Annotated in this window: 8 protein-coding genes; all 8 read right to left on the minus strand. The window is 31.4% G+C overall.

The annotated features are described in order from the left end of the window. Positions 1–22: 22 nt before the first annotated feature. Positions 23–1,003 carry a relaxase/mobilization nuclease domain-containing protein gene (locus LJD32_RS13370; protein ID WP_227392622.1) on the minus strand — a complete coding sequence of 327 codons (981 nt, stop codon included), beginning with the start codon at positions 1,001–1,003 and terminating at the stop codon, positions 23–25. 1 nt (position 1,004) lies between these two features. Further along, positions 1,005–1,343, minus strand: a complete 339-nt coding sequence (locus tag LJD32_RS13375; protein ID WP_227359530.1) for a plasmid mobilization protein — start codon at positions 1,341–1,343, stop codon at positions 1,005–1,007. 139 nt (positions 1,344–1,482) lie between these two features. Next, complete coding sequence (locus LJD32_RS13380; RefSeq protein ID WP_158556430.1) at positions 1,483–1,680, minus strand: DpnD/PcfM family protein; 198 nt, start codon at positions 1,678–1,680, stop codon at positions 1,483–1,485. Between the two features lie 49 nt (positions 1,681–1,729). Beyond that, positions 1,730–2,683 (minus strand): DUF3991 and TOPRIM domain-containing protein, encoded by a 954-nt coding sequence (locus LJD32_RS13385; protein WP_227392623.1) that lies wholly within the window; start codon positions 2,681–2,683, stop codon positions 1,730–1,732. Positions 2,684–2,685: 2 nt separating this feature from the next. Beyond that, on the minus strand, positions 2,686–9,837 hold the full coding sequence (locus LJD32_RS15415; protein WP_412531063.1) for a DUF6908 domain-containing protein: 7,152 nt from the start codon (positions 9,835–9,837) through the stop codon (positions 2,686–2,688). Beyond that, positions 9,765–10,142 carry a TnpV protein gene (locus LJD32_RS15680; RefSeq protein WP_117852034.1) on the minus strand — a complete coding sequence of 126 codons (378 nt, stop codon included), beginning with the start codon at positions 10,140–10,142 and terminating at the stop codon, positions 9,765–9,767. Before LJD32_RS15680 ends, LJD32_RS15415 begins: the two co-directional genes overlap by 73 nt. A 791-nt stretch (positions 10,143–10,933) precedes the next feature. Beyond that, the gene (locus LJD32_RS13400) at positions 10,934–11,629 is read right to left on the minus strand and encodes a hypothetical protein (protein WP_117852038.1); all 696 of its coding nucleotides are present in this window, start codon (positions 11,627–11,629) and stop codon (positions 10,934–10,936) included. 150 nt (positions 11,630–11,779) lie between these two features. After that, a partial coding sequence (locus tag LJD32_RS13405) for a SpaA isopeptide-forming pilin-related protein (RefSeq protein ID WP_227392624.1) occupies positions 11,780–12,196 on the minus strand: 417 nt, incomplete at its 5' end.

The raw sequence follows: 12,196 nt of genomic DNA on the forward strand, positions 1-12,196 counted from the left end.
CTAAAAAAAGAGGCTGATGAACCTAATCCAAAAGGTTAGGTTTCTTTACAGCCCCATTTTTAGGGATAATTCCCATTCGATACATATAATGGAAATACAATGCCTTTATTCCTTTTATCTTTTTTGCCTTTTTGATATTTCCATGATATTGATATTTACTTTTGATTCGTGTTCTTTTTTCAAAATACAGATCCTGTTCAATGATTCTTTTCTTGATATTTTCTTCGCTGTATGTTCCATCATTTCTTACTTTATAAAGTCTAAAAAAACGAGGTGCTCCGGGTGGTTTGACTGCAATATGTTTTACATTTGTTTTCACATCATATCCAATAGACTTAAGATATTGTAAAAACTGTGTGAATGTTCTTGATGATGCAATAGCACGTTCAAGATCATCTTCTATAAGCGTTCTTCGTGTAGGCTTTTTCTGTTTTTTTGCTTGCCATTCAGAATAGTGCACTCCCTTTTTAGGATCTGTGATTACATTGAGTCTATACTTTTCACAAAGTGCATCCGACAACCTTCTCATTCTGTCATAGTCGGAATGTTTGTTTAAAAATCTTTTGTATGTTGTCCATGAAACAGAATTTATAACAAAGTGATTATGAAAATGTTTCTTGTCTGTATGTGTGCAGACCAATACCTCAAAATCATCTCCCCACATCTGATGGGCAAGTTCTAATCCAATTTGATGTGCTGTTTCAGCAGTAACCTCCCCTGGTAAAAAAGACTGATACGCATGAAATGCTAGAACACCATCCTCCTTGTGTGAATTCCTTTTTGTCTGTTCCATTTGCTGAAGAACAGTTGTGGGATGACAATTTAAACCACTGACATAAAGTTGTCTTTCAGTTTTATCATCATTGACAGCATAATCAATAACATTCCCAAGTTCTTCATATTCATAACCACTATCCGTTTCTTTTGTCTTAAGAGGATTAGAAGCATAATTTAAAACCCTGTCCAAATTATCCTTAACTGCCCATATACTTGTTGTAGCCATTTTACTTTTCCATCCTTGTAGGTTCAGTAACATTGCTTAATATTAATTGAACATTTTTTTCAAGTTCTGAACAGTTTCTCTTATATTTTAAAATATCAATTGTTCCAGTTTTATAACCAATAACTGCAATCTGATTTAAGTTATTACCTATCATTCTTAACTGCTTAATAATTTCTTTAACATCATCACTGATTCTTGGTGCTGGAACATATCCACTTATCAATGTACGAATATATTCTTCTCTTGACAGTCCTGTTTTCTTAACACATTTATTTAAATTTTCTAATTCAATCAAAGACAATCTTACTTTTATCTCTTTATTTCTTTTGATCTTGTTCAATTTTATCTACTCCATTTCCTGCAGGGTCTTAGGGATTGTCCCTAACAAGCTGACTTTGGGTACAAAAGTCCTTGCTTGCTACAAAAGTCATCAACAGGATAATACTTCTATTTAATGAATTTATTATCCTGCTGGAAAACTATCTTTCCCTGTCAAAAAGTTTTTTCTTGACCTCAAGAACATCAAATCTTAAATCCGTTATATTTTCATCATTAAGTATTACATCTTCATTTTTATACTTTTCTCTTACAACATTAATTGCCTCATTTTTGGAATGAGCTTTTACTGTTTCTTGATGCTGTAATACTTCTGTAATTTCAACAACATATTCTTTCATCATTTTCTCCTTGTATAATAAAAGGTCACGAATTTGATCCATGACCTTCCTATCTACTGTATTCTTCTTTTTGCTTAAATTTTCTTGTCAGAACTTCATTGACATCTTTCATTTTTTTAGGTCCTTTATCATAGATTTGATAGTTTTTACCTAAAAGATAATTGATCTTTGCAATACTGTTTTTTCCTGCCTTATCATTATCCAAATATAGATTTAAAACTTTAATTTGAGGATTTATTTCTAAAAATTTACCTAAGGCAATAGGTAATTCACTTTCCTCAATAGAATTACCTATTGCTGTTACTCCTGATAAAGAAAGATAATTGTTCTTTTTCCAATTCCTTTTATGCAACTTCTCTAAAGTTTGAAAAGACATAAGGTCAATTGCACTTTCAAAGATATTTAAAACATCACTTTCTTTATTTACCAATTGAAAACTATATTCCTTATTACTGTTAAATACGTCCATCTTCCAATCACCATCTGTTGCTCTTTTTGAAGCATAACGTTCTATTCCTTTTTCATCATATCCTACAAAGACAACAGAGTGATCATAACTGCATTCATAGATCATTCCCTTTTGATAATAAAATTGAATAACTTCTTTATCAATTTTTCTTTTATTTTTTAGATAGTACATCATTTTTTTATTATCTTTTGAAACGGTTGGCAATCTGAAAATACCATCGTTCTTTTTTGAACATTTGTTTACATGATAAACAGGCGGACTATCTCTTATACATTTATCAACATATTTTACAGCCTTATAATAGTTCATACCTTTAACATCCATTAAATAACTGATTGCACTTACCCCACCTTTTCCTTGAGAAAACCATATCCACTTACCATTAGAGATAACCAAAGAGGAATGCGTTGCCGTTCGATATTCATTTTTCCCTGATTTAACAAGTTCACTTGGTTCATAATTATACAGATAAGTAAATACATCCAACTTTTGTAATTCTTGTGCCTCCTCATCTGTGTAAAACTTATTTGACATACTTATCGCATCCTATTTACTTTTGATTTACGATCAACACCTGTATCGTTTTTTTGAACAGAAGTATCTGGAATATTTTCTTTCTTATCTAAATCAAGTTCTTTATTGATTTTGGACAGTTTCTTTAAGGCATTATTCAATTCATCTTCTTTTTCAAATGGCTTTTCTACTTCAAGTTCAGCATTATGCAACTGTTGCAATGTATTTTGAAAAAGTTCCTTTTCCACTTTTAAACTTTTTGGAATATTTTCAATAGCATTATCAATTCTTGTAAGATTCCCATAAACATCATTTCCTAATTCAACAGGATAATAAAGTTCTTTCTTTAAAGACATGATGTAATATTGACTTAAACTGTTGAACTGAATGTACAAATCAAATCCTCTATACTCCCCAATGTATTTTTTATCCTGACCATCATATTCCTTACAGGCAAGAAGTATTGCATTTCCTGCCTGTTTTTTATCCACTATCAACATATCCTTGATTTTTATTTGTTGAAACTCTTTTTGAGGTTTTAAATCTTTTATATCATTTTCTAGCCCTTCAATCCTTGTCTTAATGTTTTTAATCTTCTGTGGATAATATTTAATAATTCTATCTTCTAAATCATATTTTTGAGAGAGATAGTTTGCTTTGGCAAGTTTTAATTTGGATACTTTCGTATCAAGCTCCATCTTTTCTTTCACTTTGGGATTTCCACTCGCTAGTACCTTTATCTCTGCATAAGAAAGTGAAGCTTCATCTATATCTTCAGCACTTCTTACAGGAGATTTGCTTGTCATAATTTGCCCTATGAATTTTTGTTTATTTTCAACCAACTGATATAGATAAGCATCAAATGTACCTTCTGTTACATAACGATAAATATAAACATCCTTATTTCTATTTCCTTGTCTTACGATTCTTCCTGCGCGTTGCTCCAAGTCCGAAGGTCGCCAAGGGCAATCCAGATCATGTATTGCTATCAAGCGTTCTTGTACATTTGTTCCAGCTCCCATTTTACCTGTCGAACCTATCAGAATTCTTACTTTACCTTCTCGAACCTTAGAAAAGAGTTCTTTCTTTTTAACATCTGTTTTTGCATTATGAATATATGCAATTTCACTTTCAGGGATTCCTTCTTCTAATAGTTTATTTTTAATTTCATCGTAGACATTGAATGCATCATTACGAGGAGTAGACATATCACAAAAGACAAGCTGTGTACTTTTTTCTTCCACTGTTTCATGATATATCTTCAATATATTTTTAATACAGGCATTGACCTTGCTATTTTTATTTTCTGGTAAAAGTTCATTGATAAGCCTTTGATCAAGTGCCAATTTTCTTCCATCGTTCGTAATTTTAAGCATATTATCCTCATGAGGATCAACTGTTCCATCTCTAATTTTTTGAGCACGTTCACCTAAACTTTCAACAAGTTCTTTTTGAATGTCAGAAGGTTTAACTGCTACATTTTGGTAATGAGCATTAGGAACAGGAAGATTCAACATATCAGCCGTCTTAATATCTGCTACTTCCTTGAACATATTAATCAATTCAGGAAGATTGAAGAATTTAGAAAAACGAGTCTTCATCCTGTATCTAGAACCTTCAGGGGCAAGTTCGATACTCGTGCTTGTTTCTCCAAAAGTAGAAGCCCAACAATCAAAATGCTGAAGATTATGCTTAACTAGAGTAGAATACTGTAAATAACGCTGCATCGTATACATTTCCGTCATCGAGTTGGAAATAGGTGTTCCAGTTGCGAAAACAACCCCTTTTCCTCCTGTAATTTCATCCAAATACCTACACTTCAAATAAAGATCTGAAGATTTTTGTGCATCTGTTGTAGAAAGTCCTGATACATTATTCATCTTTGTAAATAGAAAAAGATTTTTATAAAAATGTGCTTCATCAACAAAAAGACGATCCACTCCTATTTCTTCAAAAGTAATTAGATCGTCTTTTCTATCATTCTTATTCAGTTTTTCGAGTTTTGCTTTTAAGCCTTTCTTGGTTCTTTCTAACTGTTTGATTGTAAATCTTTCTCCATTGTTTGCTTTTAAAGAACTTATTCCATTTGTAATTTCTTCAATTTCATTTTCAATATTCATCTTCTGCCTTTCAATTGACATTGGTATTTTTTCAAATTGTGAATGTCCTATGATGATAGCATCATATTCACCAGTTGCCATTTTAGAAAACAACTTTTTTCTATTTTTCTTTTCAAAATCTCTTTTTGTTGCAACTAGAATGTTGGCACTTGGATAGAGTTGTAAAAATTCTGCTCCCCATTGCTCAACTAAATGGTTGGGAACAACAAGCATCGGCTTTTGTGCTAAACCTAATCTTTTTAATTCCATACATGCTGCCGTCATTTCAAAAGTCTTACCTGCCCCCACTACGTGAGCAAGAAGAACATTTTGACCATAAAGAATATGTGCTATGGCGTCTTTCTGATGTTCTCGTAAAGTAATTTCAGGATTCATTCCTGGAAACTCTAAATGATCACCATTATATTCACGGGGTCTTATGCTGTTGAATAATCGATTGTAAATCTGTGTTAATTCTTCACGTCTTTGAGGATCTTTCCAAATCCAATTATTGAAGCTTTCTTTGATTGTATCCTGTTTTTGTTGAGCAATCATCGTTTCCTTTTTATTAAGAATTGCTTGTTTATTACCGTCATCATCATATTCATAATCAAATATTTTTGTCTGTTTCAAATTAAGACAATCTTCCATCAATCTATATGCGTTTGCTCTTGAAGTGCCATAAGTCTTATCAGCTTTTACACTTTCTTTATCCATATTCTTTGCACTGATATTCCAATTAGCATTATAAGAAGAATAAGAAATCTTCGTATAGTTTCTTACCCAGCTAGGTGTATCAAGTAACTCATAAAGAAACTGCTGATAGATTTCTACTGGAATCCAAGTTGCCCCAAGTCTGACCTCAATTTCACTGGCTGTAAGTTCTTTAGGCATTGCCTTTTCTAAAGCCTCTACATTCTTTTGATACTTTGGATCAATTGCTGCTGACATTTTAGCTACTTCTAATTTTTCTCTGATATTTCCACTAAGGTATTCATCAGCTGTTACATATTCTTCCTGTTCTTCATTTAAAACACTAGGGACTTTAAATATGATACTATCTAAATCTTCTTTGATTTTTTCATTACTTATGCCCGTCAATTCACTCATATAATTAATGTCGACTTTTGCTTTTTCACTTAAAGACACCATCAATGCCTCATTAGCTGTAGCAACATTGTTAAACTCTTTCTTTTTACGAATCGTTCTTTGAGTAAACATGGCTGCTTTTGATTTTAAAGTTCCATCTTCGTTTAAATTTTCTAAAGAACATAAAAGATAGAACGAACTGTCTTCTCTAAATGCAATGGTATTACCTCGACTGTTGAGCAAACCATATGCTTGAGTAAAAACATCATAGTAATCATTCAATTCACTTTGCTTTTTAGCAATCATTTCCTCTGGATAATCTTCACTTTGATAGGTAATCAAATCTCTGACAGTATCACGTATTCTAATCATGCCTTTTATTCTTTTAAATGTTGTATCACCAACATCAACTTTATTCATTAAAGAATTTTCTCTGTAATAGACCTTATCGCCTATAACAGTATAGGAATAATTTCTTACCTGTGGATCAGCGGGTATACTTTCAATCTCATTTTCATTTTCTTCCACAATATCAACTTCATCTATGTGACCTTTGATATTATAGATAACTTTTTCAAATGATTCATTGAGAGGTTCATCATATCCTACGACCGTTATATCCTCTCTGCCATACATTGCATGTGTTTTTTCAATTGTTCCTAAGATCATTTCAGGGTGATCAATATAATATTGATTGATGACATATCCTTCTTCTGTTATCCCTGTTGAAACCCAATCATCATCTTTTAAAACAGGACGCTCTCTTTTTTGAAGAAACAGAATATCACTGACCGCTTTTGTATCACCAAAAGCATCATTAGGTAAACGGATGGCACCTAAAAGTTCACATCTTTCATTGATATATCTTCTTACATTGCTGTTTCTTTTATCCATTGTATAACGTGAAGTCACAAATGCAATAATTCCATTTGGTCTTACCTTGTCGATTGTTTTTGCAAAAAAGTAATCGTGGATATTGAAATTCAGCCTGTCATATTTTTTATCTACGACCTTAAAGTTTCCAAATGGCACATTTCCAACAGCTACATCGAAAAAACTATCTGGTAACTTAGTTTCCTCATAACCTTCTATTGCAATATTTGAATTTTGATAAAGCTGTTTTGCAATACGACCACTGATTGAATCCAACTCCACACCATACATCTTTGAATCTTTCATTTCATCTGGAAGCTTACCAAAGAAATTACCAATACCACATGATGGTTCTAAAATATTACCATGTCTGAATCCTAAATTGTTCAATGCCTTATAAATACTTTCAATAACAACAGGTGAAGTATAAAAAGAAGTCAGTGTTGACTCTCTTGCACTTTTATATTCTTCCTCACTCAACAATGATTTGAGTTCAAGATATTCATTAGCCCAGTTCGATTTACTTTCATCAAAAACATCTGCTAATCCTCCCCAGCCAACATATCGTGACAAAATATCCTGTTCATCTTTTGTTGCATTTCTTCCTTGTTTTTCTAAAGAAAAAAGCAGTCTGATTGCTGCTACGTTATCGTTGTATCTTTCTTTTGGAGTTCTTTTACCTAAATCTTTATCCATGATTTGATAATTTATCTTTTCAGATTGAACAGGATCAATTGAAATATCTTCTTTTTGAATCTTATCTGGGACAATATAATTATAATTATCTGCGAACTCCTTTACTAAAGAATAAGGCATGTCAGTATAAACAATAAAAGAGCCATCATAATCTATATGATAAATCTCTCTTTTGTTAATGCTATCCTTAAATACCTGCTTGGATTCAACTATATAATTTTTTTCTAAAAGTTTATCAAGCCATTGATTTGCATAATTTTCTAAATCATCTTTGGTTGATAAAGCGTCTTTATTTTTATTATCAGAAGAAATTTCAATATCAATTGAGTCATTTTTATATGAAATCGGCTCTAACAGTTCTTTTGAAAAGTCAACTTTAAAGGTCATATAAGGCTCACTTACTTCTATACCATTTACCTCATAATAGTGGAACATGTCTATTGTTTTTTCATCATGATCATATAGAATCATCAAAGGATCATCATTGTCACTTGCAGTTATCATGTTACAAAAACCAGAGACTTCATTCATAATACGTGGTACTATTTTTTTCATTTTTTCAAACAACTGACTATTTTCTTCATTTTCTTTATTGAAAATATCATTAGATATTGAATAATCTTCATAAGTTCTATCAATCAAATAATCAACAAGCGATTTTCTAAAATCATCATCATTAAGATATCTGTTATAAAAATCGGGATCCTTCGTTTCATAAGAAGGCATAATAGAAATCAATTCTTCTCGAATATAATCTTCTGCCTCTTCATCTGTTGTATCACTATCACGTAATGCGGGATAAATCATAGAACGCTTAATTTGATCTTCAAGGTCAGGAAGGTACCTCTTAATGATTGTATGGTTTGAACTATCAATGTTTATATCTTGAACTTCCTGTGTTATTGTTTTTAACAAATGGTCATTTAATGGGTTTTCTTTTAACAATTTGAGAAAATCATCTTTAGAATAATATTCTAAAAACAATGGGAAGCTTTCATCCTGTAAAGTTATTTCATTACCACTTTCAATAATTTTGTATTCTGTTGCTCCAACATATACGCTGTCTCCCAAGTTCCATTGATACTCTTTTGGAATATTTTCATTCTGTAAATCATCAGAAGATTCAGGGATAAGACTTTGATTAATACTTTTCCTTTCATATTCGAGTTGATGTTGAAGTTGATTTTGCAAGAATGTTGGATAATATTCTTTTTCTTTTTTATTAAGATATCTGTCAAGCTGAATAAGTTCATCTATCCTTTTAGCAACCTTATCCCATTTTAAAGTGATTTTGATTTCATCTTTTCCAATCTCACGATAACGACTTAAACTCATTCCCTTAGCATCATAATTGACATTTATAAAACCTACTGCAGGAGAACTTCCACCCTCTCCATATTCTTTTTTTAGAAACTGAACCTTTTCTTTCAATGTAGTATTTTTTGAAAACATTTGATTGATTCGGTATTTGCCTTCTTCAAATCCACTTCCACGAGTCAATACTCTATCTATTTCCTGTTGTGAAAAATAGATTCCATTTTCAAAATTTTGAATATTCTCATATACTGCATTTTTTTGTTCCTCCAGTGATGGAATCTGTATATCTGGTGCAAAATATCGAGATAATATCATGCCATCAATTTTTTTAGCAACAAAATTCCATGAATAATCATAAGAAACAACTTGATTATCAAAAGTTCCTAAATAAATATGCAACCCATCATCTAATCTGTCATATCCAAGAATGACATCATCAACTTTCCATTCTCTTATACTGTCAGGATATATACGTTGAACATATTCACAACGTTCTTCATCACTGTCATGTGTTTGAAAAAACTCAATGATTTTTCCTGCAGATTCTAAAAGTTCATCGTTATACTGAAAAACATGATAAAAGACATTCGCATTGATGATTTTGTTTTCATATGCTCTTTTTAATCCTGATTCATTTTCATAAGGCGATGTAAGATATTCATCTTTTTCAATAATTTTTGCAAGATAGCTTTGAAGTTGAAAAAAAGACAAGTACGATTTACTTTTCATATTCAAGTAGTTACCACTCCATACATCCAATCCATCATTTCTTTTTTTATAGCCAAGATAACTATAGTCATAATGTTCTGGACACCTGAATGTTTGAACAAGCGTATCATCATAACATTCTTTTAAATAATCTGCCCTTTCAATTTCATCCGTGTGCTCATGAAAATACTGAATAATTTCTTCTTTGCTATGTTGCAATGAAACATCTTCTCTTAAGAGTTGAGGTAAATCACTTAAATCAAAGTGTGGCAATACATTATCGCCACCCTTTTCCTTATCGACTTCTTCAATTCCTAAATCTAATTGTAGATTATCTCCTTCAGAATGATTTCTTCCGCTGTTTTTTGAAGGTTGTTCATATGCTGTACCCATTCCATCTGATGTATCTCTTTGTTTGGTGCTGGATTTTTCGTTAACAATTCCTTCATCAACATTTCTATCATCTCGTTTGCTTTCTTCTCTGTTTCCATTAAGTAAGAGTTCAGTTGATTCCTTACTCGAAGTGAAAAGAGAATCTCTGGCTGCTGTTCCTTCAGATACTTTTTCTTCATCATTGCGTATTTTCCTAAAGGTATCTCCTTGTCTACTGTCAAATTGGGCATTTGATAATCTCCCACTGTTGAGTATGTGATTTGTTCCATTGATAACACTCCCTTCATTTTTTTCAATTTTATCATCTACTAAACGATTGTTATTTTCAAATGTGCGATTTTGAATTATCAATTCTTTTGTAATACGAGAAATCACATTTAAAAGTGAATTACTTTCTTCCTGAAAGGAATTACCTATTACTCCCAACATTTCAGGTGTATTAAAAAGTTCTATTGATATAAAATCATCCGCTTCAAAATAAAATCTTGTTTCAATATCACATCTGCTCATTAAACTGTAGGCAACTGAATTTTCTAAAAGATTTCTATAAAGATTCTTTAGTTCATTTTCCTCATAGCTTTCTAGCAAAGAACCGTCTTTTAATTTCATCAACCTTTTAAAATAATCATCAACATAATAGCCTGTCTGTTCCTTTGCAATTTCTTTGATGAAACTTCCTAAATCCTCGTTATTTGAAGTCATATCAAATTGTTTTGCAATTTTATCTATCAATTGTTTATGAAACGACTCTTTTACACTCCATAAATGAAGTTCTCTATTACGTGGGCTCCTTGTATCAGCAATATCAAAAACATATCTTATTTTTGTATATCGACCATCATCATCTATAAGAGCTATACCTTTTGAACCTTTTTTGATCCACCTGTTCATCCTGTTGTTCCATGTTTCAAAGTCTGTACATGCTTTTGCATCAGGTCTTTGCTGATAGATCAATAGTTGGTTGGTAAAATTAAAATTATAAAGATAGCCGGATGTTTTTAAAAATGAAAGCCATGATTCCTCACTTTGAATAATATCATGACATGATTTTTCAAGAAGTTCATATAATGTATCTAGTTTATTCATTTCATCTCACCTACCTTTCTTGATTTATTTTATTTTTTCTTAAAAAGTTCCTTTTTCTACACAGATTCTGCTCAAGTAAATATTTTGAACGTTTCTCCATATCCTTATATGCTTCTTCATAATCATTAAAATAATGTCCTGTATAAAATCCATATTTTCTATTTCCATTTGTTTCCCAAGTAACAAATTTAGCTGGAGATGTAGGACTGTATCCTATAACAATCGAATCATCATTGATATGCATTTCCTGAATGATTTCATACGAGCCATTTTTTTCATGATAGAATTTTGAAATATCTATTTTATTAAGACTCAATAAGAACATTGTATTTTCTGTAATATCTTTCCGCTTACAAAAATCAAAATAAAGATTCATTCCTTTTTTATGAATAAGAGTTTCATGATTTTCTTTAGAATAGCGCCAAATATCGTAATGAACATTCAACGGTGCATAAAGCAATTCATATTCTCTTTCTAAATCACTAAACAAAAACAAATCTGGATTGAAGTTAAAATAATCAAGATTCTGTGTATGATTTCGACCATCGACAATATCAAGTTGGATAGTGCTTTTTGTATGTTTATTTACAGCAACTGCACGAACGATATCATCCTTATTTTTAAGGATATACTCAACTGAATAATTACATTTGGTCTGTTTATCGATTATTTCTTGGCAAATCTCTTTTATTTGTAATTCTTTCACTTTTTATCTTCCTTTCTATCAAATGAAAAAAGGGAGAAATTTCTCCCCTTCATTTTCTGTCTAATCTGTTTCAGATGTCTGATTTGAATATATATTTTTAAACCAGCAACTCCAAAAAGAATAAGAAGTGAAGCTAAAACCGAACAGACATTATTTGTCATTCTTTTCTCCATATTTTCTTTTTGCATAGAAACATACGATCAAACCTAAAGCAAACATTCCCATTGCAACATAGAAACTGATATTACTATCATCACCTGTTTTTACAACAACAGGTTTTGCTTCATCTTTCATGACCACTTTTTGAACTTCTCCTGTATCAGAGATTGTAAATTCAACATCACTTGCAACATTGTAACCTGCAGGTGCTAAATCTTCATGAAGAACATAAGTTTTTGAAACAGTCAATCCTTCGATTCGGTGTGGTTCTTTTCCAGAAATCCACGATTCAACTACTTCACCTGTTTCCTTGTCTTTTAATGTAAGTTTAGCCCCTTCGATTTCTTTTCCAGTTGTTGCATCTACTTTTGAAATATCTACCTTTGTGATTTCATCTTTCATTTTAAC

The sequence above is a fragment of the Faecalibacillus sp. TM498 genome (assembly GCF_020589955.1).
Taxonomy (GTDB): Bacteria; Bacillota_I; Bacilli_A; order Erysipelotrichales; family Coprobacillaceae; genus Faecalibacillus; species Faecalibacillus intestinalis.

Excerpts from the sequence above, each read along its gene's own strand:
- LJD32_RS13380 (WP_158556430.1), bottom strand. The coding sequence starts at position 1,680 with ATGAAAGAATATGTTGTTGAAATTACAGAAGTATTACAGCATCAAGAA.
- LJD32_RS13370 (WP_227392622.1), bottom strand. The coding sequence starts at position 1,003 with ATGGCTACAACAAGTATATGGGCAGTTAAGGATAATTTGGACAGGGTT.
- LJD32_RS15415 (WP_412531063.1), bottom strand. The coding sequence starts at position 9,837 with ATGGGTACAGCATATGAACAACCTTCAAAAAACAGCGGAAGAAATCAT.
- LJD32_RS15680 (WP_117852034.1), bottom strand. The coding sequence starts at position 10,142 with ATGATAAAATTGAAAAAAATGAAGGGAGTGTTATCAATGGAACAAATC.
- LJD32_RS13385 (WP_227392623.1), bottom strand. The coding sequence starts at position 2,683 with ATGTCAAATAAGTTTTACACAGATGAGGAGGCACAAGAATTACAAAAG.